Here is a 24,064-nt window from a genome sequence, read left to right on the forward strand (position 1 = left end):
CATGCTTTCAGTAAAATCTGGTTAATATGCGGTTAAAACATATTGCGCAATGATGTATGTTTGTTGAAAATAGTTTAGAATGAATTTTGAAAGTACGGTTGAATTTTTAGAACCGCTGCCTATTGATGCAATAGCCAATGAACAAATGTATCTGGAGTCGCATATAGGGGGGCAAATTGATATGCATATAGCCGATGCACCTTTTCCCAATATTGAAGAAGCCGATGTGGTATTGGTGGGTTGTAATGATATGCGTGGTGCCGGTATTCATAGCCATACATCAGGTACCGATGCTATTCGCGAAGCATTTTATCAATTGTTTTACTGGCACAAAGAAATAAAAATTGCCGACCTCGGTAATGTAAAACGAGGCGCTACTCTATCCGATTCGTATGCAGCATTAAAAACAGTAGTGCTTGAGTTAATGGCTAAAGGAAAAAGAGTAATGGTAATTGGCGGTTCACACGATCAAACACTGGCTTTGTACCAGGCTTTTGCTGATGCACAAAAAATTATAGAAGCAGTTTGTGTTGATTCGGTGATTGATTTAAATATGGATAGCCCTGCACCTGCTGATCATTTTTTAATACAAATGTTAACTTCAGAGCCCAATTATTTAAGACACTACAATCATATCGGGTTCCAGAGTTATTTAACGCATCCCAATATGTTGCAAACCATCGATAAATTAAGATTCGATTGTGTACGGGTGGGCAAGGTAAAAGAAAATATGGAAGAAGTAGAACCCTCTATTCGCAATGCGCATTTATTCAGCTTTGATATTTCGGCCATTCAGCATGCACATGCACCGGCCAACCGCTTAACACCAAACGGATTTACCGGCGAAGAGGCTTGTAAATTAATGCAGTTTGCCGGTATGAGCCATACCGTACAGGCCATGGGTATTTTTGGATATAATGCTGATAACGATGTACATAACCTCACTGCCAAACAAATTGCACACATGTTGTGGTATATGATGGATGGTATGCTGAAAAGCAAACAGGAAGCTCGTTTCGAAGAAAAGGAACATTTTAATTCTTTTCATTTGGCATTTGCAGAATTTGATACTGTTTTCATGCAAAGCAAAAAAACAGGCAGATGGTGGATGCAAACTTTTGATGGTAAATTTATTCCCTGCAGTAAAATGGATTATATCATTGCCTGCACCGATGAAATACCCGAACGTTGGTTACGTTATGCTGAACGCTTATAAAATTTGATTATGAAAATGATGGATGCACTGCTCCAAAAGCTTCAATCTTATCTTGCGGTTGCTATTGCAGTAATTTGTTTTACTTCCTGTATCACACATAAAAAAATACAGGCTGCACCGCCAAATGCTGCTACTGTTATCAACAATATAACAGTAGCAAAAAAAGCAGATGCATTAGACAGTCTGTTAGAGAACCCTGCCATTAAAGGTGCACAGGTGGGTATTTGTGTAGCAGATGCAGATAGCAGTAATTACCTGTTTCAATATCAGTCTGATAAATATTTTATACCCGCCAGTAACATGAAATTATTAACCTGTTATGCGGCCATGCAATATTTAGGGGATAGCTTAACAGCTTTACGTTATGTGGACAAAGGAAATGATACCATTGAGGTAGAACCCAATGGCGATCCTACTTTCTTAATTTCTGATTTTGCTAACCAGCCGGTATATCAGTTTCTAAAGCAACAAAAAAATATTTTGATAACCACCACTAATTGGAAAGACAATGCTTTAGGTGCCGGATGGGCATGGGATGATTATTCAGAAGATTATATGGCCGAACGCTCAGCCATGCCTGTTTATGGCAATGTGGCTACGTTTACCTATGGAAAAGTAGAACCTGCTTATTTTCAAGATAAGGTCAGTAATCCCAATCATATCCGTTCTCGTTTCTATGCTATTAAAAGAAACCTGGGTAGTAATCACTTTGAAATGATTCCTTCGGGAAGAGAAATGCACAGTGTACAAGTGCCTTTTTTTACGGCTCAAACCGGTTTATTGGCACAGTTGTTAACCGATACCCTGCATGTGCCGGTAACCGAAAGTAATTTTACACTGAACCGCCTGCCCGATGTGCAACGCATCTATTCCCAACCCACCGATTCACTGCTGAAAATAATGATGCACAGAAGCGATAATTTTTTTGCGGAACAGAGTTTATTAATGGTGAGCAATGAATTGCTGAGCGAAATGAATGACAGAAAAATCATTAACAGGTTATTGGAAACTGATTTTGCTGCCTTACCCCAAAAACCCAAATGGGTGGATGGCAGCGGATTAAGTCGCTATAATTTAATTACTCCCGCCGATTTGATTGCTGTTTTATTGAAAATGAAAAACAGTTTTGGTATGCCACGCATTACTGCCATTTTACCCGCCGCCAATGCGGGTACGTTAAGTGGGTATTACCAACCATTTTCCGGTAATTTATTTGCCAAAACAGGTACTCTCAGCAACCATGTAGCTATTAGCGGTTATGTAACTACGGCATCCGGTAAACCCATTGTATTTTCAGTATTGGTAAATAACCATGTAAGCAGTGCCACTGCGGTTAGAAGAGCTGTTGAAAATTACCTTACGGCTTTTATTCGCTCCCATTAAAAAAAGAGAGGTATCCATTTTTTGTCGGGATACTTTTTGCAGAATACACCCCACACACAAAAAATTTTGAAATACGAAGTATTCACGAACACCATTGGAAATAATACTGACGTGAGTAAATTAAAATTATTTGTATCCGTAAAAATATTTTTTCTGCGATGCACAGTAACCTTTATCTGGCGAATGATGGACTGATTCCTTACCCATTTTATTTCTTTGTTCTCTACTAAGTTTGCAAATTTCTAATGGCATTGAATCTATAGCAAACACATCAGCTTGTTTATTAGGCCTTGCTGCCATTAACTTTCGCGTCTACTCTGTTTTCTCAAATAAAAACTTTCTGCGGTCATTGTATTGTCTTCTGCCAATGATATTTTCAAATTCAACTGCATACTCCGATGTAAGTTTTGAAAACAAATAATGCTCACTATCAATACTTAAACATTCCGCAGTAAAACTTAATGCCATTACTTCTATATCCGAAAATCTTGGCACTACTCCACGCCTTTTAAAGTTCCCTTTTTCATTTACAGCTTCCCCTAAAATATCTTTTAGAACCTCAACTATTTTATCGAAATTTGTTTTGATGTTGTGCATGTTGAATAAGTAGGTTTAGTCACTTCCTTAGACAACTGCATGACATCTTTTAACGCTTCATCTAAAAATTTAATTCCGCCAACAGATTAATTTATTATTCATATTTTAATACAATTAGCATATTTCAAGATAGTTTGCTTGTTTATTGTTTTTTCTATTTTAACCCTAAACAACACAGGTAGTTGCGAGTATTGCTGAATGAAAATTTCTGTTTGTGGCGTATGTTCACCGTTAAATACAATACCAAGAACAGGGATATTTCTGCGTCTTAATTCCTGAATGGTTAGCAATGTATGATTGATGCTTCCTAAATAATTTCTTGAAACTAAAACAACGCTAACGCCCAAATGCGATATCAAATCGGCAATTAAACATTGGTTGTTAAGCGGCACCATCAAGCCTCCGGCACCTTCAATGATTATATGATTTTCTGTTTCCGGAAGATTAAAATCTTCCAAATTAATAGTTACTCTGTCAATTTCAGATGCTGCGTGTGGCGATAAAGGTTGTGAAAGTTTGTATATCTCAGGATGGTAAACTGTATCAGGATTATTTACTAAACTCTTAACTTTCATAGTGTCGGTATTTTGTAAATCACCCGACTGCACAGGTTTCCAATAATCTGCCTTTAATGCCTGCGTAAGAATAGCCGAAACAATTGTTTTACCAACATTAGTGTCGATACCTGTTACAAATATTCTTTTCATATTTATCTTATTTTTTCAAATTTTAATCTTTTGCCTTTTATATCACCTGTAATGTTTCCATTTTCATACACTAAGTTTCCGTTAACAAATGTGTGTGTGATTCTGCTCTTGAAAATTTGTCCTGATAAAGGCGACCATTTGCATTTATACAGAAGGTTTTGAGTAGTTACTTCCCATTGATTATTTATATCAAGTAAAACCAAATCGGCATAATATCCTTCTCTGATATAGCCCCTTTCTTTTATCCGGTAAATTTCGACAACATGGTGACTTGTTTTTTCAACTAGCTTCTCTATACTTATTTTCCCTTGATGATAAAGTTCAAGCATAACCGGCAAAGCGTGCTGAACTAAAGGACATCCGGAGAGGGACTGAAAATAATTGCCGGCTTTCTCCTCTATTGTGTGTGGTGCATGGTCTGTGGCAATAATATCCAACTTGTTATCTAATAAAGATTGCAGCAGTCCATTTTTATCGGCTTCTGTTTTAATGGAAGGATTCCATTTTATTTTGGATCCCATTTTTTCATAATCCTTATCAGAAAACCAGAGATGATGAACGCATGCTTCTGCTGTAATTCGCTTATCCCGGATTGAGATTTTATTATTAAAAAGATTCGCTTCTGCTAAAGTTGAGATATGAAGAAGATGGAGACGATTGTTATGTTTACCTGCAATACACAATACTCTTTCAGTAGCTCTTAAACAAGCCTCCTCATTTCTTATCAGAGGGTGACAATTAAAAGGTATGTTGTCACCATATTTTTTCCAATATATTTCAGTATTCCTTTTAATGATATTGTCATCTTCACAATGCAAGGCAACTAAAGTATTTGTTCGTGAAAAAAGTTTTTCAAGGAAGTCCGGGTAATTAGCCAGAATCCCTTCATCATTATTAAAATAAAGTCCGTCATCTGTAATTCCGCAAACATTTTCCGTATCTGTTTTTAATGCTTCTTCTATATTATTTTTATTAATGCCCATAAAAAAAGAATAGTTGGCAAGCGATTTTTGCGAAGCGATGCTGTATTTTTCTTCCAGCAATTCCAGTGTAAGCGTATTCGGGATGGTATTGGGCATATCCATAAAAGAGGTAATGCCTCCTGCAACAGCGGCTTTAGATTCGGATGAAATATCTCCTTTGTGAGTAAGTCCCGGTTCCCTGAAATGAACCTGGTCATCAATTACACCTGGAATTAAATACAGCCCTTCGGCATTAATTTCCTGATAACCGGCTTTTAGTTTCATATCAATTTCAGATACAATTTTTTCAATTCTATCGTTTAAAATCAACACATCAGCTACAAATATTTTTCCTTCATTTACTACAGAAGCATTGCGTATAAGTGTATTCATGCCCTATCTTTTAGTTGCTCTTTCTAATCGGTCATTTATAGTTCTTCCAAGACCTGTATCAGGAAATCGTTCCGCAATAATAATATCTAAATTATTTTTATCCAGTCGATGTAAAGCAGCATATAAATTTGCTGCTGCTTCTTTTAAATCTCCCGATTTTGACAGCACTTCCTGATGAATAATTTTTTTATCCCGTATTTCCCGGTTAAATAATAGCAATCCGATTTTTTTGTCAGAGAATGTTTTGATTAGTTCTTGTACATCATTGGTGAGAATTGTAGTTGTAACCGGAGCATAATGTTTTGAAAGCATTCCGGGAGCTTCTGGTTCTGTTTCATTTTTAGTAACAATCTTTACTTTGCCAGCCACAGTTTCTATTTCTTCCACCGAAATGGAACCAAGCCGATACAAGATTACCTCATTATTATTAAAACCAATGATGGTTGATTCTATACCTTTTTTACAAATCCCTCCATCTAAAATAATTTGTAGTTCATCTTTAAAATATCCGGCAACATGTTTAGCACTTGTAGGGCTAATACACCCAAAAGGATTTGCGCTTGGAGCTGCCAGTGGAAAATTAACAGATTCTAAAAGCGATAATGCAACAGGGTGATTCGGAATTCTTACTGCTACTGTACTTTTTCCTGCAGTTACTATATCAGGAACAGAAGGATGTTTATTCAAAACTAATGTTAAAGGACCTGGCCAAAAAGTTTTGGCAAGCTTTAATGCACTTTCTGAAACATCAACAGCAACTTTGTCCAGGTAAGCCAATGATTTTATATGAACTATAAGCGGATTAATTAAAGGCCTTTTTTTTATTTCGTAAATTTTATTAATCGCTTTTTCGCTATAAATATTCCCTGCTAATCCATAAACTGTTTCAGTTGGAATTCCGATAACATCTTCATTATTTAAAAATTCGGATGCTACATCAATGTCAGTAATTATCAATGACATGTTGTTCTTTTAAGGATTACAATAATCACAATACGTAGGGTCTTCGGTAATGTTTTTATGCGGATACATTTCTTCTTTTAGGAATGAACATTTCTGACAGGTATAGATATAGCTGAGGGTTGAACGGGTAGGAGACCCACACAGATTGCATGGCAAGCCGGGTTTGGCTTCGGTTATTCCAAAGCCCGGGGTGCTGCATTGCGGGCAACAGGATTTGATTTTATCAATCAATTTTTGGAGGGCTTTCTCAATTACCAGCATACGGCTTGGGTTATACATTGCCCGCATGTCCGTTTCAACATAAGCAACTCTATACTTTTTTAAAAACTGATTGAAGGTTGTGCTTAGTTGTTCCCAATTAGTAATGCCTTTTATTATTTCTGTAAAATCTTCTTTTGCTTTTCTGACTATTAAACCGTGTGATGGAAACTTAGCCCGTTTAGCAAAATCTTTTAATTGCTTTTCCGTTTTAATTTCTTCACCATTAAAGTTGGTATCGGTGCTTAATTCTCTTGCAATAATTTCTAAATCGTTTTTCTTATCAATGAAAAGTATTATTTCATCATCCGCATAAACAAAGAACATTGCAGGATGCGGACCAAAAGAACCTTCACTGGCAATTGCCATATCGCAATCATATAATTGCATTGCCAGAAGGCATTTATTTCTTGCGGTGGTTACAGGGTCATCCTTTCTTTCAACCTCTCCGGTAAAAGTTCCTAAAATATCAGTGTCAAAATTTTCCGGAACAATGCATTCTACTCCCAACCCTTTTTGTAACAAAGGAGCAATTACCTTTTCTTTTTGGTGTTTAGTTGCAATTAATAGTTTTCTTCCTTTAAACATTTTTTGAAATTTCGATTTCGGCATTGATATTAATTGCCTTGTCTTTTTGTTCGATATATTTTCTTGCTTCATACAAATCTTTTTGCAATTGTTTGATTTTCTTTTCACGCATTTTTATATCTTCTTCACTGCTGTTTTTGCTGATTTTATTTTCGTGAAATTTTATTTTTATGTGAATCATTTGTGTGATAATGTCAATCGCATCTTTTGCGTTGAATTGACCTTGTATGAGTTCTATGTTCATTGTGTTTTGTTTTTTATTGTCCCTGACCCAATGAAAATGCCGGCTTACCATCAAAGGCATACAGGTTTTCAGTTTTAATGGTATCCAGGTTTTCAGTTACAGCATTTGCCAACAATTCAATAATGTCTTTTTTAGTCATGTAGTTACCTTCGGTTGGTTTAAACCGGCAGCGCCAATGGTCTGTGCAAAATGTTTCTTCAAAACCATCGGGCCAAACCTTTATACCTCTGTTTGTTATCATTGAGAGTTTTACTTTATCGGTTTCGAGTTGATGAAGGCTTTTTGCTAATTCATCAGGATTTGTTCCGCTCCAATCTACAAACACATCCACTCCTACTAATTCTTTTTTAGCAGCTTTTTTTCTTTTATATTTTGGTAAGTTTAATGCCGAGTTTTTCGCATACGAAACAGCTTTTAACATGGCAGGTTTATTTCCGAGATTGGCTATTACCGCTTGAGCAAATTCTTTTGTTCCAACTTTTTGCACGCTGAATCCTTCTTTAAAGATATCGTAGGTATGAGTTCCATCTTCAATTGTTTTAAGCCAGGCATTTTGAACCTTTTCTGCAATCTCCGTTTGTCCAATATGGTTGAGCATCATTACTGCTCCTTGCAATAAACCTGATGGGTTAGCTAAATTTTGTCCCGCTCTGCGTGGTGCTGAACCATGTATGGCTTCAAACATGGCACACTTTTCACCAATATTTGCCGAACCTGCCAAACCCACCGAACCTGCAATTTGAGCCGCAACATCAGACAAAATATCGCCATATAAATTAGGCATTACAATTACATCAAATACTTCGGGTGTATCAGCCATTTTTGCTGCACCTATATCTACAATCCAATGCTCATTTTCAATCTCAGGATATTCTTTTGCAATTTCATCAAACACTTTATGAAACAAGCCATCGGTTTGTTTCATGATATTATCTTTGGTAAAGCAGGTTACTTTTTTTCTGTCATACTGTTTAGCATATTCAAAAGCATAACGAACTATTTTTTCGCAGCCCGGACGGCTGATTAATTTCAAGCATTGTACCACTTCATCCGTTTGCTGATGCTCAATTCCGGCATAAAGGTCTTCTTCGTTTTCTCTCACTATCACAATGTCCATGATGGGATGTTTGGTTCTAACAAACGGATGCAAGCTCATACAAGGACGAACATTGGAATAAAGCCCCAAAAATTTTCTGGTTGTTACATTTAAACTCTTATATCCACCTCCTTGAGGTGTTGTAATAGGGGCTTTTAGAAACACCTTATTTCTGCGAATAATGTCCCATGATTCTTTGGCAATGCCTGAGGTATTGCCTGCCAGGTAAACTTTTTCACCCACTTCGATTTCTTCAATGTCAATTTTGGCTCCTGCTGCCAAAATAATTTCAAGAGTGGCGTCCATTATTTCAGGACCTATTCCATCTCCTTTTGCTACGGTTATTTTTGTCATATTGCTTTGGTTTATTTTTTGATGGGGTAAAATTGAGAAAAATAAAACATATATTTCTATTTATTTTTGCAATGATTAACATAAATAATTTTTATGAATTATACCTTAAACCAATTGCAGATTTTTTTAAAGATTACTTAAACTCAAAGCATTACCAAAGCAGCCGAAGAACTCCATTTAACACAACCGGCTGTGTCTATTCAACTCAAAAACTTTCAAGACCAATTTGAAATCCCTTTGACAGAAATTGTTGGAAGAAAAATATTTATTACCCATTTTGGAAAAGAAATTGCGATTACTGCTGAAAACATTTTGAATCAAGTGTATGCCATCAATTACAAAACTTTGGCACACAAAGGACAATTGGCTGGTCGTTTAAAAATTTCGGTTGTTTCAACAGATAAATATGTAATGCCTTGCTTTTTATCCGATTTTTTAAAACAGCATCAGGGAATTATCGAATGGCTTGGATGACAAATGTATAAACACCTCATCATAAAAACTCGGGAAGATAGTGTTTTTTCTATTGCTTTTTTATTGAGCAGAACAGTAACTCTCCTGTTTTCCGCACTTTTTGAAATGATACTCTGAAATCCTTGCTACTATTGAGTTGGGTTTTGAAAATGAGTGTCCTACTGCTATATTTGTAGATGTTTTTAAGAAAAAAGAAAAATAAGTCCGGCAGTATTTCTATACAAATAATTTCTAAGCAAAGAGGGAAGTATAAGGTTGTTAAAACAATTGGCAATAGCGATAATGAACAGCAAATTCAAAAATTGGTTTTTCTTGGAAAGCAGGAAATAGAACGATTAAATGGTCAGTCAAAATTATTTGTTTGAGAAAATGATACAGTCATTGAACAGGTATTTGAAACCATTGGAAGCGCAAGTGACAGAGCCGTTGGGCCAGAAATTATTTTCGGTAAAATATATGAAAGTATTGGCTTTAATAAGATAAAGGAAGATTTATTTAGGCATCTTGTAATTGCGTGGCTGGCTTTTCCTTTAAGTAAATTAAAAACTATTGAATATTTATATCGCTTTCAAAGTGTCATGCTTAATATAGACACCATTTACCGTTTTTTAAACAAGCTCAATAACAATTTAAAAGGACAGGTAGAACAGATAGCTTTTGCTTATACATTAAAAATTTTAGACCAAAAATAAGTATTGCTTTTTATGATATGACAACGCTTTATTTTGAAGCAATTGATGAAGACGATTTGCGAAAAGCCGGGTTTAGCAAAGATGGCAAGCATCAGAATCCGAAATTTTTTTTAGGCTTACTTGTAGGATTGGGCGGTTATGCAATCGGCTATGATATCTTCGAAGGTAATATTTATGAAGGCCATACACTCACCCCTTTTATTGAAAAAATCACCGGTAAATTTAATCTTGGCAAACCGATCATCGTTGCTGATTCCGGATTGTTATCCAAGGACAATATTCTTGCTCTTGAGGAAAAGAATTATGGATATATCATTGGAGCCAGATTAATTAAAAAGTGAGCCTGAAAAAATTAAAAAAAAAATACTTGCGCACAAACTGATAGATGGTGGAATGATGGTAATAAAAAAATCATCTAACACACGCCTGATTGTAACTTATGCTAACAAAAGAGCTGCTAAAGATGAACATAACCGAAAAAGAGGATTACAGCGATTAGAGAAGCAAATAAAATCCGGTAAACTCACCAAATCAAGTATTAATAATAAGGGTTACAAAAAGTATTTAAAATTGGACGGTGAAATCTCAATTGAAATTGATTATGAAAAGTTCAAACAAGACAGTGCCTGGGATGGATTAAAAGGCTATATCACTAACACAAAATTATCGGATAAGGAAGTCGTTGAAAACTATAAAAACTTATGGCATATTGAAAAAGCTTTTCGAATGTCGAAAACCGACTTAAGGATAAGGCCAGTATATCACAGACTGCGCCATCGTATTGAAGCTCACATTTGTATTACTTTTACTGCGTATTGTATTTACAAGAAATTAGAACGGGTTCTTTATAAAGAGAAATCTAGGTTATCTCTAAGAAAGGTAGTTGAATCAACTCATAATATGTATGAAATAACATATACCATCCCTGAATCAAAACATACTAAATCAAAATTGCTAAAAATGAATGATGAACAAGCTGAAGTGTATCAAATTATTGGCAAATTTTTTTAGGGTGTCCCAAAGATGAAAACAGATGTGGTAAAAGAGCTTACAACACTTTTCTTTCTATCAACTCTTCCCAAACATATGGTCTAAATAATCTTCTTTAAACTCTAAAAACGTAGGGCTGCCGTTAATGGTATAATTGGGCGTTTCACAATGCAATAAATCGTGAATTAATTGCTGCATTTCTTTCTGCCCCAGTGCTTTTCCGGCTTTAATGGCCTGTTGGCGACACATACACCGTACTAGTTTTTCGCGTTTACTAAATTTAATATCGCTGCTAAAATGCTTAAACTGTTCAATCAGTAATTCAATGGCTCTTTTTTCATTGCCTTGTAATACATCGGCAGGGGTTCCCTGAATTACAAAAGTGTGGTTACCAAATGCCTCTAATTGAAAGCCTATTTTCGATAATTCGGGTAGTAAATCGGTTAGCAAAGCGGCATCGGCAGCCGATAATTCAACGGTGGAGGGAAATAAACTTTTTTGTGCGGCTACCGGTTTTACGTGTAGTGCGGCCTGATATTTTTCATACAAAATACGTTCATGCGCCAATTGTTGGTGTATGAGTACAAAACCGCTGGTAGTAGGGGCAATAATATAAGTTTGGTGTACTTGCAATAAGGGTGCATCGGGCAGTAAGGTAAATATTGTTTTCTTTTCTGCAGCCGGTTGCCAAAGTGGTGCGTCAATACCCAATATTTCTGATGAATTTGCTGCAGCGGGTTTTTCAAAAAATGAACGCCAGTTTTTTAATTCGGAACTATCATTTTTCTCAATAAAATGTGCCTGATGTTTTTGTGTAAAGGTTTGGTAAAGTTGTGAGGCTTGTGTTTGTTCTTTCTGAGTAGATGTCATAGGTCTACTAACGGCATCCAATTGCTGTATATCGGCATTCAGTGTAAAGTCTAATGACGGCGCAATACTAAACTGTGCCAGTGCATGTTTTACGGCTGCCTGTACAAAAGCATAAATAATTTTTTCGTCTTCAAATTTTATTTCCTGTTTGGTGGGGTGTACATTAATATCTATCTGCGAGGGGTCAACATCTATATACAAAACATAGGTTGGGAAACTGTCTTTTGCTATTAAACTATCAAATGCAGTGGTAACGGCATGGTTCAGGTAGGCGCTTTTAATAAAGCGGTCATTCACAAAAAAATATTGATCGCCTCTTGTTTTTTTTGCAATTTCCGGTTTCCCCACAAAGCCGTATACGTTCATGTAATCTGTTTCTTCTTTTACCGAAACCAATTTGGCATTGTATTGGTTACCCAAAACCTGTACAATTCTTTGTTTCAGCGATCCGGCTTCTAAATGAAAAACTTCCTGGCCATTGTGGCTCAGGCTAAAAAATATTTGCGGAAAAGCCATGGCTACCCTGGTAAATTCATCAATAATATGACGCATTTCAGCGGCATTGCTTTTCAAAAAATTTCTGCGGGCAGGCACATTAAAAAATAAATTCTTCATGCTGATGCTGGTACCCGGCGTACAGGCACAGGGCTCCTGCTGCAATACTTTACTGTTTTCAATCAGCAAATAAGTACCAAAATCATTTTCGGCCTGCCGGGTTTTTATTTCTACCTGAGCCACTGCAGCAATAGAGGCCAAAGCTTCGCCCCTAAAGCCCATGGTTTTAATGCGGAACAAATCATCAATCGCTTTTATTTTACTGGTGGCATGCCGTTCAAAAGCCATACGGGCATCAGTTTCGCTCATGCCACTGCCATTGTCAATTACCTGTATTAAACTTTTACCGGCATCATTTACAATTAATTGAATTTTGGTAGCGCCGGCATCTACCGCATTTTCCAACAATTCTTTTACGGCACTGCCCGGCCGTTGTATTACTTCGCCTGCTGCTATCTGGTTGGCTATATTATCGGGTAATAATTGTATACAATCGCTCACTGCACTGCTTTGTTTAGAAGCTGTAAAAATAAAGTTTATTCGGCTGCCTTGCTGCATCATTCTTGTACCTTTGTACCCCTTTTATGGGTAAACAGGCCATACCATTGACCGGAGCCATGATTTTTAGTGAAAATTAAAACGAATAACACATGCAGGAAACCATGATTTCAAATGCAAATATTGAGAAATTACCCCGTCATTTTTTACCGTCAGATTTTATCGTTACTACCTGGGAAGCATTAGAACCCTATTTTTTGAATTTGAAAGAAAGGCCTATTCATAGCGTGGGCGAGTTAGAAGACTGGTTGCGGGATATGAGTGAACTGGAAGCCATGGTGAGCGAAGATGCCTGCTGGAGGCAGATTAAAATGACCTGCGATACCACCAATCCGGCATTGGAAGAGGCTTATAATTTCTTTGTGATGGAAATTCAGCCTAAAATTCAGCCTTATGCCGATGCATTGAACAAAAAATTAGTGGCATCGCCTTATTTGAAGGAATTAGACCAGCATTTGTATTTTACCTATATCCGTTCTGTTAAAAAAAATATTGAATTGTTTCGCGAAGCCAATATTCCTATTCAGGCTGAATTAGGCGTATTGCAGCAACAATATGGCGTAATAGCCGGGAAAATGACGGTGGAAGTAGAGGGCAGGGAATATACCTTACAACAGGCGGCGCAGTTTTTAGAAAGTAGTGATAGGGCACTGCGCGAATCGGTTTATCGTAAAATGCAGGAAAGGCGTTTGCAGGATAAAGATGCTATGGATGCTTTGTATACCCGGCTTATTCAAAAACGCCATCAGGTGGCATTGAATGCGGGCTTTGCTAATTACCGCGATTATAAATTTGCAGAATTAGGCCGGTTTGATTATACCAAAGAAGATTGCTTTCAGTTTCAGGAAGCCGTTAAACTGCATGTATTACCCATTGTTAATAAAATTTATGAAAAGAAAAGGAAGAAATTAGGATTAGATACTCTGCGCCCCTGGGATACGGAAGCCGAACCGGCGGGAACAAGGCCCTTGCGCCCTTTTAAAACCGGCAAGGAATTGTTGGAAAAATCAGTGGCTTGTTTTCAACAAATGAACCCGTTTTTTGCGGATTGTTTGTTGAAGATGGAGGAACTGCATCATTTTGATTTAGAGAGCAGGAAGGGCAAAGCACCCGGTGGGTATAATTGCCCGTTAGCCGAAAGTGGCGCTCCTTTTATTTTTATGAATGCAGCCGGACAAATGAGTGATGTAACCACCATGGTACACGAAGGCGGACATGCCATTCATTCTTTTTTAGCGCACCATTTACCGCTTTCTGCCTTTAAAGAATACCCGATGGAGATAGCTGAAGTAGCCAGTATGAGTATGGAACTGTTTTCCATGAGCCATTGGGATACTTTCTTTAATAATGCTGCCGATTTAAAAAGAGCCAAAGAACATCAGTTAGAACGTACCATTACCATTTTTCCCTGGATTGCCATTATTGATAAATTTCAGCATTGGGTATATGAACATCCCAACCATACGGTGGCAGAACGTACCGAAAACTGGATGCTTATTTTAAAAGAATTTTCTACCAATACCGTTGATTATACCGGTTTAGATGCCTACCGTGCCATTGGCTGGCAAAGGCAATTGCATTTGTTTGAAGTGCCGTTTTATTATATTGAATATGGCATTGCACAATTGGGTGCTATTGGTTTATGGATGCAATACATTCAAAACCCACAACAAGCTTTACAAAATTATATGTGTGCTTTAAGTTTAGGTGGTACCAAAACCCTGCCCGAACTGTATGCGGCAGCAGGTTTACAATTTAATCTTTCACCGGCACACATTAAAACTTTAATGGAGTTTGTAGATGCTCAAATGGAGGCATTGTAAGCAAAAGCTGTTGCGTTGATTACAAAAATAAAAAAGAGGCAATGCCAAAGCGCTGCCTCTTTTTTGTGTAAATAAATAAACACATAGCCATCCTGGTATGTAAGTTTCTCACCGACTTATGGCATTAGTACGCAGCAGTATTAAAATATTATATATTTTAATACTTTATAAAATATTGACTAATAAAATTTTAGGATTAGGCAGAATAAACGCAAAGGGTTTTTAATTAATTGTAAGGATGAGGAATTTGATTCATTAATCTTACAACTACATCATTAAATAACCACTTGCGCACATTCCTTTTATTAAAACGATACTCATATTCATCAGTATAAGCAAACAGATATTCACTTGAACATTGATGATGTGTTCCCCTCAGCCAATTTTTAAACTGCATAATTTGTTTGTGCAGTTGTTCCATTGCACCTCCTTTCGCCGAATAACTGATTGTAATATTACTCATCTCTTTGCTTAGTTTTTTATATGAATGAAATGCATCTGTTTTTATTTGTGCCGTTTCTGATACATTGTCTTTGATCGCATACTTCAATTCATCAGACTTAAAGCTTTCAATATGCTGCAACGCAAGGTTGCCCGTTCTTCCATCAGGCAATATTTCTACTGCTACAAACATTGCATCTTTTGTTTCCGTACTTCTGCCTTTAGCTGAAGAATAGCCACCAATTAGGCTTTCATCCACTTCAACATCTCCATTGAGTTTATCATCTTTATCCTTCTTCATCACTGCCTGTACTTTTCTTTTAAATAGCCATGCTGTTTTTTGTTGAACACCCACTTCTGTTCCCAACTCAATGGTTGACATCCCCTTCTTCTTTGCCGTCAATCTAAAAACCATGTGAAAAGCCTTCAGTATTGGCATTTTAATTCCATGAAAAACTGTATTGGCAGTAACACTTGCATCATAACTGCAATCTCGGCATCTGCGATAATAATAAGTACGTCCTTTATAGCTTTCTTTACACCCACATCGACTACATTGATAATCCTTCCCCCACTTTATTTTCAACAAATAATTATAGCAATCCTCGTTTGTATTAAATCTTTTTGAAAATTCAATCGCATTGATCCCTTTGAACATAACTAAATATTTTAGACTCCAAATTACTAATATATTTAGTTATTCTCAATTCTTATCCCTTATTTGTGAATGTTCTACCTAATCCTATATTTTTATTTATTTTCGCTTTATCTATTTTAACTCCTGTCTCGTATAGTTTTAAATTCAGCCTGACGACCACGGTAAGACCTGTTTTAGTTGAAGTTTGCCAGATAAGTTTTTGAACTGTTGCATAATCGCTCAAAACAGCACCCTGCATGGCTTTGTGTACCTGACTAAACAGCCTGTGCTCAATGGGATTCCATTTAGAACAGTAAGGTGGGTAGTGGCATACAATGACCGACAAACCTGTTTCTGCCACAAAATCCATAAACTTATATTTGAATATATGGTGTCGGTAAGAATTGGCCTCTCCTGCATCGCACAACAGCAATATGTTTTTGGCATCGGGATAATCATGGATACCATATTCATACCACCACCAACGCAAATTGTCCATCACAAAATCAGCCGTTTCACTGCTGCTCCCAATACTGACATATCCTTTATTGGCCTGCAAATCATAGATGCCATGGGGTATTACTTTGCCCTCACCCAAATGCTCGTAATCATGGTCATGCACCTTCACGGCTTTGGTGCAATAACATTTGCCATATCCCTGTAAAGGATGCCCAGGCGTTCCTTCTTCTTGCAGTCAATGCTCAATACGGGGCTTTCCAAACTCATTACCACTATCAAAGAACAAATAATCCTAAACTGCTCATCCCTACGCCCGTAATCGCCTGTGGCCAACTGTTTGGACTGTTTGCGATATCCATATCCCAAGTCTTTGAGCAAGCGCTTCACCAGGCCGTGGCTGACCCTGATTTGATATTCTTCATAGAACAACTCTGCCAGTTGCCACGGCTTCACGCTCACCCAATATACGTTCTCCTCCGTGGGGCTTCCCGCCTTATGCTTTTCTATTAAAACTGTCAGCAGTTCAATGATTTCAGGATATTTTACCGTTTTTTTTCGCCCACCCCCTTGCCCGGCGCTGCCTTCCCGGGCTTGTCGGGCCATCTGTTATTTCACCGGTCAGTTCCCGCCGCCCCAGTAATATGGTATTTCTGTCCACCCCCAGCACCTTACTGATATAGCTTGTTCCTCTTCTGCCCAGTTTTAATGATTCTAAACCTGCCTATTGCCTGCGGTCTTTTTCTGACAAACGGCTGTAATGCAATTGCATCAACTGTTTAGTCTTTTCTGAAATTTCTTGTATCAAATTTCATGGATTTAGTTACCCAAATATATTATTTATTCTGATGAAGTTATTTTGTTTGTTTTACTTACCACCCAAACTCCGGTTGAAAAATAGTTTGTGAAGAAAACTCTTTTGTGTTAGTGACCGGCTTCATATAACCAAGGCCCAGCACCACATATTTGTTTAGCCTAAGCTTAACTCCGGCAACAGGATTGAGCATTGTCGTTCCATCGGACATGCGGGTTCCTAACATTTCTGCTACCAAAAATATTTTTTGAGTGACTTTAAAAACCACTGCAACGCTTCCATCCAACATATCCACCCGGGGATTATAATGGAGCACCTGATTGAATGATACCCTGGAACTGCTCAGTGCAGACGAAAAACCTACCAGCGTATTTATTCGCCTGACACCTTTGTTTGTAGGAACTTCAAATTCGATAAGGGTGGAAATGCCATTCATGCCGTTTTTACTTCTGAGCACAGCAAACTGAAACATGATTTCTGTAGAGGGGTTCATTAAAAAGCGATCATTCCTTATGTGTAAGCCCACAATTCTTGAAAGACCGGTTTCGAAGTGAAAAGCAAAATCGCCTTTTGTAGCGCCATCTGTTTGTTTTGTAAGCAATGCTGCCGTACGCAGGCTATAGGTGCCCACCGCCTCCGGCATACCCATGTGTGTAAAAAACGGATGGGGCAATTCTTCATCCATCTTAGTGGTTGTAGGCATTGTAGTGGTGTGGGTGATGGCCGAATCCATTTTCATGGGCATTTGCTGTGCAAAAAGAGACAGGCTGCCAAATAAAATTGCAAAGCAAACAGTTAAGAAAAATTTCTTTGTTATACGTAACTGATATAGTTCCCGTTTATCTGCTCCGGCAGTTTTGTTTATAGTTTTTTCTTTTAAGCCAATTTGGTTTAATGGATTCAATGCTTTCATACTTTTTTTGAATTTTGAAGATTTTATTTTGAATACTTTGTTTTCTATGCTTAAAAAATCTACTATTCAGGTTGAGGCTTTGATATACTTTAATGCCTCCTGAATATTCAGTTCACGTGTACCGTTGCCTGCCCTCACAAAAAAATGAGTGTTTTGCTGATGCTTTAGAAAAACAGGTTTTTTTGTGCTTTTTACTTTTATCATACATACTTCCTTATCATTACTTACTACAAACGAAACCTGTAGGTTTTTACAGTTCTCTATTCCCAGGCATAAAGAAACGGATTGCATAATGTATTGCTCAAACCCGTCCCTGCCACATTTTTTTAAGGACTTATAATCTTTGTCAAGACCTGTAAGGGAAGCATCATCAGCTACCCCGATCAATAAAGTTCCGTCGGCAGAATTCATAAAAGCTGCTATAGTTTTTAAGCTGGCAAATTCAATTTCTTTGCTTATTTTTTGTAAGCGGTAATCCCAGCGGAAAGAAGATTTAAACTCTATGGTGTCACATTCTCCTTTTATTAATAAATCTGCAATGGCAGGGTCTAAATTATTTTTATTCTTACTTGATTTCAGGCGGAATAATAAATACCCGAGTGTACCGCCTATAAAAAGAAACAAAACGAACAGAGAACCGCTAACAAAATCTATTTTCACTGCCTCACGGTAAAAATTAATTACTACCTGCATAAAAGGAAGTTGATGCTTACCAAAATGATATTCAAACAAGGTCAACAATAACGGGGCAAACACCAGTAGCCCGAAAAGTGATCCGGAAATAATCCATAACCATTGCTTACTGATCTTTACAATTTGCATACAAAAATCTTTCTAATGATGTAATTTATTGTCAGCTTTCTTTTCTGTTTTATGATCCATTCTTTCCATGTTATCCATTTCATTCATCTTTTGCATCATATTCATCAATTGCGGGTTACCTATGATGGTTTTACACATTGAGGCCATCATACTGGAGTCACTTTTACATGTTTCCATCATATCAGACAACATACATTGCGTCAGGCCTGGATTATCTTTCATGATTTTTATTATTGTTATGTGGTTTTCCAGCATCTTCTTTGCTATCTTTTCATTTTCCAGAATCAACATCTGGCCAATTTTATTATTCATCATTATTCTCATCACTTCTTTCGACATATTACTATTATTAGCAATTGTGTCCATAATTTCCTTTCTTGTATCCGATTTTGAAAGAACTTGTTTTATATCTGTACTGGTTTGGCAGGAGGCGAACAGAGTAATTAAAGCAATAACCAATGTAACTTTTTGTAGTACTTTCATGATCTAAATTTTTTGTTTAAGATAATAAATGATTTGTGTGTTAGTTTATGTACGCATTTATATACCGTTACCTCTCCTAAATCCCTGCCCGTCTGGCCAGGCGGCCTTCTTCACCGGAGAAGGGCAGTGATAAGGCATCATATATCTTTTATCTTTACGAATAATCAATTTAAATCTCCTGCGCAAAGTCCGAAGAGAAATAGAATCTCTTTATATCTTCTTCTCTGTTACAGTTGATTTAGCCTGTTTGCTTTGCCCCATCCTTTTCAAGAATTTTTTTCTTCTCCTGATATTCTTCGTTTGTAATTTGGCCTGAAGCAAATCGCTTTTGCAAAATGTCAAGAGGAGAATCTTTCTTCTTTCGCTGACCGGGAATATCATAAGGCGTAGCGAAAATCCAAAAAAGCAGTATTATCCAAATGAACCACCATATAAGGTGCATTCCCCAGAAGTGATAACCATCGTAAAACATAGTTTTTGATTTTAATTGTTAGAAAATATTATTTAAAATTTAATGTTGTCTGTCATAAGTTTAAAATTATTTACAACAATCTTTTTTTCTTATAAAAATTGCTTTAAAAAGCCTGATTAATATTTTTTTTATTTTATCCATTCACATTTTTTATCTTATTACGTCAATGCTATCTTTTGTATTTGCCACCCAATCAGTAATTAACTTTTTATTCTCTGGACTAAGTTTTGCATCTGTGTGTATAAAAGTATAGGATGGCAAAGGCATTGTACCATCTTTAACTCTCTTTCTAACTGACCTTAATTTATTGGCTTGTTTTCTTTTAGAATAAGTTCCAAACTCACTAAAATTCAGATTCTCTTTTCCGTTCTTTATATGCCTGGCCAACACCCATCCAAAGGGTTGTATGTTTACATACCAGGGATAACGGGTATTGTTGCTATGGCAATCATAACAGGAATTTTTTAAAACATCCAATACCTTATCAGGGATGTTTATTGTTTTTGTAATATCTGTTGGCAGCGCCTGCCCGCTGGTATTGCGGGCAGGCCGTATAAATTGTATTGCTATAAATACAATTAATATTATCAACAGAATTTTTTTGAACAGCTTCATAAATTTTCATTTAATTGGCAATACGCAATGTGCAATATGCAATAATAAACAAGCTGCCAATTGTTGATTGTTAGTTGCCCGTGGCCCATTGCCTATTGAATAATTGCCCACCTGCCTGCCGGCAGGCAGGTTGCCTATTGTTTAATTTCTTCTTTTACTTCACCACAGGTTGGCATTTTTTTACCGAGGTATGGGTTTTTAATATCTTTGGTTTCACTAAGCCATGTTGCTCCTTTTTTATTATTGTACATAGGGCAATAATCATTATACAATGTCTGTGTGGTACCAAATGCTTTTACCATATCATACATGTCTTTACTAAGCATATCAAAATGTTCCCGCTGATGCGCAATATCACCGGCATTCTTACCTATATGTTCCGCCATTTCTTTTGCATCGTCAGATATATCGTTCCATATTTTCTTTTTATCTGCAGACAAATTTGTTTTGTCCATTTTGCCCATTGATTCCACAAAAGCATTGCCTGCGGTTGCGGCATCATTTCCGTTATCATTGGCTAATGCATTTTTTATTTGCAGGTATTGGCTTACCATTTCCTGCATTGACCCGGCAACATTTGTATTTGTATTATTTGATGTTGCTGCTGAAGAATTATTAACCTGGTTTGTATCATTGCTCTTTATACTTTTATCTGAGGTATTATCGCTCCCGCTGTTACAGGATGCTGCTGTGATGGCTATTAATGCCATACTAATAATTATATTTTTCATTTATAAATTGTTTTATGTTAAAAATAGAGATGACCTCACTCAACCCTCTCCTTTGGAGAGGGGCGAGGAATTACTTTAATGTTTCAACAACCTTGCCGCATGTGGGCATGGCGCTTCCGAAATAAGGATTTTTAATTGCAGTCTCATTACTTAACCAATATGCTTTTTTCATAGGGCAATAGGTATAATAAACGGGCTGGTCTGTAAGCTTTACGGCTTTGGCTACGGCAAACATGTTGGTTGATAAATTGGCAAAATGCATCCGCTGGTCTTTTAAATCTTTGGCTGCTGAAATAGCTGTTGCATTTTTCAGCAAAGTATTGATGTTGCCTTCGGATATTATTTTGTAATCAATACCATTGGCGGTTTTTACAAAATCTTCTGCCTTTATGGAAGCATTGCCGGCGTTACCTGCTACCAAAGCATTTTTAATATCGTAGTATGAATGGAGAAGCTGTGATAGCTGAGTTTGTTGTGTACTGGTCTGTGCTAAAGTTTTTTGTGCAAATACAGTTGCGAAAATTGCAACTATAAAAAATATCTTTTTCATTTCTAAATTGATTTAATGTTTAACAAAATAATTACAGGTTCCGAAAGTTCGGAACATAAATAATTAAACATCAAATTATATCTGGAAACTCTGAATTGCTATACGAATGTCTGGTATGGGAGGATGATAACTTCGGACAAAGTATTTGATACTTGTATTAATATAAGAAGTATATGAAACATCAATACCATACCGGGAAGAAACGAATGCTGTAAGAAATATTGGAGAAATAGTTTTTAAAGGTTGGGGAACAGACTTATCAATCTGCGTAAATTTCATTACCTGGTCATTACAGCAATTATCTTTTCCGTTATTTGAAGTGTGATGGTCATTGTCATTGTGATGAATGTGCTTTTTACCGTCAGCGTGGACGTGCATAGTCGCTTCCATAGCGGCTTCATCATGATGATGCGAAGCATTAAATCCCATGTCTATACCAACAGCGCAGGCAAAACCAATAACTGTATTCAGGGAGAATACAATTATTAAAAAGGCAGCTTTTAACTGTATGGAACTGTTTATTTTCATTATTACAAATGCAAATGTAAATCTATTCTTATTGAAAATTAAATCATTCAGGTATTATACCAAAGTTAAAATCATAATCACAACACTGTTTAATTTAGGTGTGTTCTATCTTTCAATTAAACTAATTCAGCCTTATACCCTGCCTTCTCTACAGCCTTAATTACCTCGCTTTCATCAATATTACCGGTTGTAACAGTAAGTATTTTTTTAGGATTTTGTGTATCAACTTTCCAGTTTTTTTCTCCCACTGCTTCATTTAATGCAGGCGTTACTTTAGCTACACAGGAGCCGCACATAATATTTGTTTTCAATTCTATAGTTTTCATTTTCTTATTTTATTTATGGCTGTAAAATTACTTCAATGCCATACATAATTTGTTATACAATTATGGATTTGATTTATATAATTTATAGAAAAGGGTTATTGAATTTAGCAAGAGTAGATTGAGTAAATTTATAAATGCTAATTTTTATTATAGTAACGTTCAGGCACAAGTCAGGAGACCTGCGCCAGAGTTGATTTTCCAAAGGCGTTTACTTTTTTTAGTATAAAGTTCATTGCACATTTTTACACTGTGCAGAGTATAACAAAAACAGTACATTTGTTTCCTAAAAATCTCAACGCATGAAACAACGGTTGATAAAGACCTGTATTTGTGTATGCCTGGCGGCGGCCGCACATGCACAGGAAAGGATTTCTGCAGACCTCTATCTTAATCAAACCAGGTCTATCCTGATGTCTGTAAAATCAGGTGAATACAGCTGGTTCTGGAATGTGGTTAAAGACACTTTTATGAATTGCGTAAATAAGGACTTCTGGCAAACGATCAATCCTCAAAGTGAAACTCAACGGAAACCTGCAGTGTTTTCTCCGGATTTTAATTACCTGGTGATGAATTCGCCGGGGTATACCTACTGGAAAAGGATGAACGATAATGGCCGTACCAAAAAAATCACCTATGAGTGGGAAACCTATGTGGCCAACACACCGGTAACCAAAGGATATAATGTACCCCAGTACAGTAATACCAATCTCTCAGCCCGATATTTTGAAACCAATTATTCGCTTGCCATCACTTCAAATGGCAAGCTGCTTACCGGCAATGTTCGTTTTAAAGGAGATAAGCCGGTAAAGATAACCGGTATTTCGCTGGCAGATGGTTTGTTGGGTACTGTTGAGAAGCAAATCTTATCCAACAACGAAGTTATCTATGATGATAACAAAAACTTCACCTCAGCACTCTATGTCAATGATGGTATCCAATGTTATCTGAACAGCAGCTGTGATAAACTGGTTTGTTACAAGCGGTATTATGATTTCAAAAAAGAAGATAAGTTTGCTGTTGGATATAGCGAAAAAGGTACGGCTTAATATTTATGTTATAGATGCTATGGGAAGACGCATTCAAACAATCAGCAACAATAAATATTATCCCGAAGGCCTCTCCAACGAAAAGATTGACGTCCAAAACCTTCCCGGTGGCATTTATAATATTGTGATTGAGAACAGAAATAGCCGCATCGTAAAAAAGCTGATGGTGCAGCGGTAAACGGCCAGACTCTATTCGCAGAAAAACCTCTGAATTTTTTTTTAATGGTATAGTAGAACGACAAACCAACAACTGCCCGGGTAGCACAGGTTTTGTTTTTGTTATAAAGTATGTCAATCAAAGCAATAATGAAGATAGTTTATCTACGTTGACATTGCCAACGCAATTTAAGTTACCCGGCACCAAAATAAAATTTCAAATGCGCTATTTGAATGGTAAAGATGAAGCAATGTTTTGCAATGCTATGGTAATACCACCAACTCAGAAAGTTATTTACAACGTAAAATTACCATAATATAAAAAAAACGTTATTATGCCTCATCACCATA

28 protein-coding genes are annotated in these 24,064 nt (G+C 36.7%); 8 read left to right on the forward strand and 20 right to left on the reverse strand.

The window, feature by feature from the left end; translation table 11 throughout:
• The first annotated feature begins 79 nt into the window (after positions 1–79).
• Complete coding sequence (locus tag EO766_RS08900; RefSeq protein WP_218331713.1) at positions 80–1,216, forward strand: formimidoylglutamase; 1,137 nt, start codon at positions 80–82, stop codon at positions 1,214–1,216.
• Positions 1,217–1,225: 9 nt separating this feature from the next.
• Positions 1,226–2,599, forward strand: a complete 1,374-nt coding sequence (locus EO766_RS08905) for a D-alanyl-D-alanine carboxypeptidase/D-alanyl-D-alanine-endopeptidase (RefSeq protein WP_218331711.1) — start codon at positions 1,226–1,228, stop codon at positions 2,597–2,599.
• 312 nt (positions 2,600–2,911) lie between these two features.
• Here EO766_RS08905 and EO766_RS08910 read toward each other — a convergent pair whose 3' ends face one another.
• The 7 genes from EO766_RS08910 to EO766_RS08940 all read right to left on the reverse strand — a co-directional run bounded on the left by EO766_RS08910 (position 2,912) and on the right by EO766_RS08940 (position 8,761).
• Positions 2,912–3,196 carry a hypothetical protein gene (locus EO766_RS08910; RefSeq protein ID WP_218331709.1) on the reverse strand — a complete coding sequence of 95 codons (285 nt, stop codon included), beginning with the start codon at positions 3,194–3,196 and terminating at the stop codon, positions 2,912–2,914.
• Between the two features lie 98 nt (positions 3,197–3,294).
• Entirely contained in the window at positions 3,295–3,903 is a 609-nt protein-coding gene (bioD, locus tag EO766_RS08915) for a dethiobiotin synthase (RefSeq protein WP_218331707.1), read from the reverse strand.
• A 2-nt stretch (positions 3,904–3,905) separates the two neighbouring features.
• On the reverse strand, positions 3,906–5,258 hold the full coding sequence (locus tag EO766_RS08920; protein WP_287100909.1) for a dihydroorotase: 1,353 nt from the start codon (positions 5,256–5,258) through the stop codon (positions 3,906–3,908).
• Between the two features lie 3 nt (positions 5,259–5,261).
• Positions 5,262–6,221: an L-threonylcarbamoyladenylate synthase gene (locus EO766_RS08925; protein WP_218331703.1), complete on the reverse strand. Its 960-nt coding sequence runs from the start codon at positions 6,219–6,221 to the stop codon at positions 5,262–5,264.
• Between the two features lie 9 nt (positions 6,222–6,230).
• Positions 6,231–7,091 (reverse strand): DUF6671 family protein, encoded by an 861-nt coding sequence (locus EO766_RS08930; protein ID WP_287100910.1) that lies wholly within the window; start codon positions 7,089–7,091, stop codon positions 6,231–6,233.
• Positions 7,060–7,311 (reverse strand): hypothetical protein, encoded by a 252-nt coding sequence (locus EO766_RS08935; protein WP_218331694.1) that lies wholly within the window; start codon positions 7,309–7,311, stop codon positions 7,060–7,062. Before EO766_RS08935 ends, EO766_RS08930 begins: the two co-directional genes overlap by 32 nt.
• A 13-nt stretch (positions 7,312–7,324) precedes the next feature.
• Positions 7,325–8,761, reverse strand: coding sequence for an NADP-dependent isocitrate dehydrogenase (locus tag EO766_RS08940; RefSeq protein WP_074420219.1), 1,437 nt, complete (start codon positions 8,759–8,761; stop codon positions 7,325–7,327).
• Between the two features lie 150 nt (positions 8,762–8,911).
• On the opposite strand from EO766_RS08940, the gene EO766_RS08945 reads away from it, so the two are divergent.
• The 3 genes from EO766_RS08945 (at position 8,912) to EO766_RS08955 (ending at position 10,938) form a co-directional block, all read left to right on the forward strand.
• On the forward strand, positions 8,912–9,235 hold the full coding sequence (locus tag EO766_RS08945) for a LysR family transcriptional regulator (RefSeq protein WP_218331729.1): 324 nt from the start codon (positions 8,912–8,914) through the stop codon (positions 9,233–9,235).
• 667 nt (positions 9,236–9,902) lie between these two features.
• The gene (locus EO766_RS08950; protein WP_449555712.1) at positions 9,903–10,268 is read left to right on the forward strand and encodes an IS1634 family transposase; all 366 of its coding nucleotides are present in this window, start codon (positions 9,903–9,905) and stop codon (positions 10,266–10,268) included.
• A gap of 52 nt (positions 10,269–10,320) precedes the next feature.
• Complete coding sequence (locus EO766_RS08955; RefSeq protein WP_074420220.1) at positions 10,321–10,938, forward strand: IS1634 family transposase; 618 nt, start codon at positions 10,321–10,323, stop codon at positions 10,936–10,938.
• A gap of 57 nt (positions 10,939–10,995) precedes the next feature.
• Here the strand turns inward: EO766_RS08955 and mutL are convergent, their stop codons facing one another.
• Entirely contained in the window at positions 10,996–12,903 is a 1,908-nt protein-coding gene (gene mutL / locus EO766_RS08960; RefSeq protein ID WP_287100911.1) for a DNA mismatch repair endonuclease MutL, read from the reverse strand.
• An 89-nt stretch (positions 12,904–12,992) separates the two neighbouring features.
• Here mutL and EO766_RS08965 point away from each other — a divergent pair, with 89 nt between their 5' ends.
• Positions 12,993–14,723, forward strand: coding sequence for a M3 family oligoendopeptidase (locus EO766_RS08965; protein WP_287100912.1), 1,731 nt, complete (start codon positions 12,993–12,995; stop codon positions 14,721–14,723).
• A gap of 226 nt (positions 14,724–14,949) precedes the next feature.
• Here the strand turns inward: EO766_RS08965 and EO766_RS08970 are convergent, their stop codons facing one another.
• The 12 genes from EO766_RS08970 to EO766_RS09025 form a co-directional block, all read right to left on the reverse strand.
• Positions 14,950–15,822, reverse strand: a complete 873-nt coding sequence (locus EO766_RS08970) for an IS1595 family transposase (protein WP_074417523.1) — start codon at positions 15,820–15,822, stop codon at positions 14,950–14,952.
• A gap of 52 nt (positions 15,823–15,874) precedes the next feature.
• Positions 15,875–16,423 (reverse strand): ISAzo13 family transposase, encoded by a 549-nt coding sequence (locus tag EO766_RS08975; protein ID WP_176712964.1) that lies wholly within the window; start codon positions 16,421–16,423, stop codon positions 15,875–15,877.
• A gap of 2 nt (positions 16,424–16,425) precedes the next feature.
• Positions 16,426–16,863 carry an ISAzo13-like element transposase-related protein gene (locus EO766_RS08980; protein ID WP_074417525.1) on the reverse strand — a complete coding sequence of 146 codons (438 nt, stop codon included), beginning with the start codon at positions 16,861–16,863 and terminating at the stop codon, positions 16,426–16,428.
• Positions 16,864–17,129: 266 nt separating this feature from the next.
• The gene (locus EO766_RS08985; protein ID WP_074417526.1) at positions 17,130–17,984 is read right to left on the reverse strand and encodes a hypothetical protein; all 855 of its coding nucleotides are present in this window, start codon (positions 17,982–17,984) and stop codon (positions 17,130–17,132) included.
• A 66-nt stretch (positions 17,985–18,050) separates the two neighbouring features.
• Positions 18,051–18,806: an AlbA family DNA-binding domain-containing protein gene (locus EO766_RS08990; protein WP_074417527.1), complete on the reverse strand. Its 756-nt coding sequence runs from the start codon at positions 18,804–18,806 to the stop codon at positions 18,051–18,053.
• Positions 18,807–18,818: 12 nt separating this feature from the next.
• Positions 18,819–19,289 (reverse strand): hypothetical protein, encoded by a 471-nt coding sequence (locus EO766_RS08995; protein ID WP_074417528.1) that lies wholly within the window; start codon positions 19,287–19,289, stop codon positions 18,819–18,821.
• Positions 19,290–19,527: 238 nt separating this feature from the next.
• Positions 19,528–19,761, reverse strand: coding sequence for an SHOCT domain-containing protein (locus EO766_RS09000; protein WP_074417529.1), 234 nt, complete (start codon positions 19,759–19,761; stop codon positions 19,528–19,530).
• 150 nt (positions 19,762–19,911) lie between these two features.
• The gene (locus EO766_RS09005) at positions 19,912–20,376 is read right to left on the reverse strand and encodes a heme-binding domain-containing protein (RefSeq protein WP_074417530.1); all 465 of its coding nucleotides are present in this window, start codon (positions 20,374–20,376) and stop codon (positions 19,912–19,914) included.
• A gap of 134 nt (positions 20,377–20,510) precedes the next feature.
• Positions 20,511–21,107 carry a DUF3347 domain-containing protein gene (locus EO766_RS09010; RefSeq protein ID WP_074417531.1) on the reverse strand — a complete coding sequence of 199 codons (597 nt, stop codon included), beginning with the start codon at positions 21,105–21,107 and terminating at the stop codon, positions 20,511–20,513.
• A 70-nt stretch (positions 21,108–21,177) separates the two neighbouring features.
• Positions 21,178–21,657, reverse strand: coding sequence for a DUF3347 domain-containing protein (locus EO766_RS09015; RefSeq protein ID WP_074417532.1), 480 nt, complete (start codon positions 21,655–21,657; stop codon positions 21,178–21,180).
• Between the two features lie 75 nt (positions 21,658–21,732).
• Complete coding sequence (locus EO766_RS09020; protein ID WP_074417533.1) at positions 21,733–22,185, reverse strand: hypothetical protein; 453 nt, start codon at positions 22,183–22,185, stop codon at positions 21,733–21,735.
• Positions 22,186–22,301: 116 nt separating this feature from the next.
• The gene (locus EO766_RS09025; protein ID WP_074417534.1) at positions 22,302–22,511 is read right to left on the reverse strand and encodes a heavy-metal-associated domain-containing protein; all 210 of its coding nucleotides are present in this window, start codon (positions 22,509–22,511) and stop codon (positions 22,302–22,304) included.
• 299 nt (positions 22,512–22,810) lie between these two features.
• Here EO766_RS09025 and EO766_RS09030 point away from each other — a divergent pair, with 299 nt between their 5' ends.
• Both EO766_RS09030 and EO766_RS09035 read left to right on the forward strand, forming a co-directional pair.
• Positions 22,811–23,557 (forward strand): hypothetical protein, encoded by a 747-nt coding sequence (locus tag EO766_RS09030; protein ID WP_074417535.1) that lies wholly within the window; start codon positions 22,811–22,813, stop codon positions 23,555–23,557.
• Positions 23,558–23,576: 19 nt separating this feature from the next.
• Positions 23,577–23,735 carry a T9SS type A sorting domain-containing protein gene (locus tag EO766_RS09035; protein ID WP_287100915.1) on the forward strand — a complete coding sequence of 53 codons (159 nt, stop codon included), beginning with the start codon at positions 23,577–23,579 and terminating at the stop codon, positions 23,733–23,735.
• The last annotated feature ends 329 nt before the right edge of the window (positions 23,736–24,064 follow it).

Origin of the sequence: Hydrotalea sp. AMD (genome assembly GCF_004100315.1) — a bacterium.
Lineage (GTDB): Bacteria > Bacteroidota > Bacteroidia > Chitinophagales > Chitinophagaceae > Hydrotalea > Hydrotalea flava.

Excerpts from the sequence above, each read along its gene's own strand:
- EO766_RS08900 (WP_218331713.1), top strand. The coding sequence starts at position 80 with ATGAATTTTGAAAGTACGGTTGAATTTTTAGAACCGCTGCCTATTGAT.
- EO766_RS08905 (WP_218331711.1), top strand. The coding sequence starts at position 1,226 with ATGAAAATGATGGATGCACTGCTCCAAAAGCTTCAATCTTATCTTGCG.
- EO766_RS08910 (WP_218331709.1), bottom strand. The coding sequence starts at position 3,196 with ATGCACAACATCAAAACAAATTTCGATAAAATAGTTGAGGTTCTAAAA.
- bioD (WP_218331707.1), bottom strand. The coding sequence starts at position 3,903 with ATGAAAAGAATATTTGTAACAGGTATCGACACTAATGTTGGTAAAACA.
- EO766_RS08920 (WP_287100909.1), bottom strand. The coding sequence starts at position 5,258 with ATGAATACACTTATACGCAATGCTTCTGTAGTAAATGAAGGAAAAATA.
- EO766_RS08925 (WP_218331703.1), bottom strand. The coding sequence starts at position 6,221 with ATGTCATTGATAATTACTGACATTGATGTAGCATCCGAATTTTTAAAT.
- EO766_RS08930 (WP_287100910.1), bottom strand. The coding sequence starts at position 7,091 with ATGCCGAAATCGAAATTTCAAAAAATGTTTAAAGGAAGAAAACTATTA.
- EO766_RS08935 (WP_218331694.1), bottom strand. The coding sequence starts at position 7,311 with ATGAACATAGAACTCATACAAGGTCAATTCAACGCAAAAGATGCGATT.
- EO766_RS08940 (WP_074420219.1), bottom strand. The coding sequence starts at position 8,761 with ATGACAAAAATAACCGTAGCAAAAGGAGATGGAATAGGTCCTGAAATA.
- EO766_RS08955 (WP_074420220.1), top strand. The coding sequence starts at position 10,321 with ATGATGGTAATAAAAAAATCATCTAACACACGCCTGATTGTAACTTAT.
- mutL (WP_287100911.1), bottom strand. The coding sequence starts at position 12,903 with ATGATGCAGCAAGGCAGCCGAATAAACTTTATTTTTACAGCTTCTAAA.
- EO766_RS08965 (WP_287100912.1), top strand. The coding sequence starts at position 12,993 with ATGCAGGAAACCATGATTTCAAATGCAAATATTGAGAAATTACCCCGT.
- EO766_RS08970 (WP_074417523.1), bottom strand. The coding sequence starts at position 15,822 with ATGTTCAAAGGGATCAATGCGATTGAATTTTCAAAAAGATTTAATACA.
- EO766_RS08980 (WP_074417525.1), bottom strand. The coding sequence starts at position 16,863 with ATGGCCCGACAAGCCCGGGAAGGCAGCGCCGGGCAAGGGGGTGGGCGA.
- EO766_RS08985 (WP_074417526.1), bottom strand. The coding sequence starts at position 17,984 with ATGAAAGCATTGAATCCATTAAACCAAATTGGCTTAAAAGAAAAAACT.
- EO766_RS08990 (WP_074417527.1), bottom strand. The coding sequence starts at position 18,806 with ATGCAAATTGTAAAGATCAGTAAGCAATGGTTATGGATTATTTCCGGA.
- EO766_RS08995 (WP_074417528.1), bottom strand. The coding sequence starts at position 19,289 with ATGAAAGTACTACAAAAAGTTACATTGGTTATTGCTTTAATTACTCTG.
- EO766_RS09000 (WP_074417529.1), bottom strand. The coding sequence starts at position 19,761 with ATGTTTTACGATGGTTATCACTTCTGGGGAATGCACCTTATATGGTGG.
- EO766_RS09005 (WP_074417530.1), bottom strand. The coding sequence starts at position 20,376 with ATGAAGCTGTTCAAAAAAATTCTGTTGATAATATTAATTGTATTTATA.
- EO766_RS09010 (WP_074417531.1), bottom strand. The coding sequence starts at position 21,107 with ATGAAAAATATAATTATTAGTATGGCATTAATAGCCATCACAGCAGCA.
- EO766_RS09015 (WP_074417532.1), bottom strand. The coding sequence starts at position 21,657 with ATGAAAAAGATATTTTTTATAGTTGCAATTTTCGCAACTGTATTTGCA.
- EO766_RS09020 (WP_074417533.1), bottom strand. The coding sequence starts at position 22,185 with ATGAAAATAAACAGTTCCATACAGTTAAAAGCTGCCTTTTTAATAATT.
- EO766_RS09025 (WP_074417534.1), bottom strand. The coding sequence starts at position 22,511 with ATGAAAACTATAGAATTGAAAACAAATATTATGTGCGGCTCCTGTGTA.
- EO766_RS09030 (WP_074417535.1), top strand. The coding sequence starts at position 22,811 with ATGAAACAACGGTTGATAAAGACCTGTATTTGTGTATGCCTGGCGGCG.
- EO766_RS09035 (WP_287100915.1), top strand. The coding sequence starts at position 23,577 with ATGGGAAGACGCATTCAAACAATCAGCAACAATAAATATTATCCCGAA.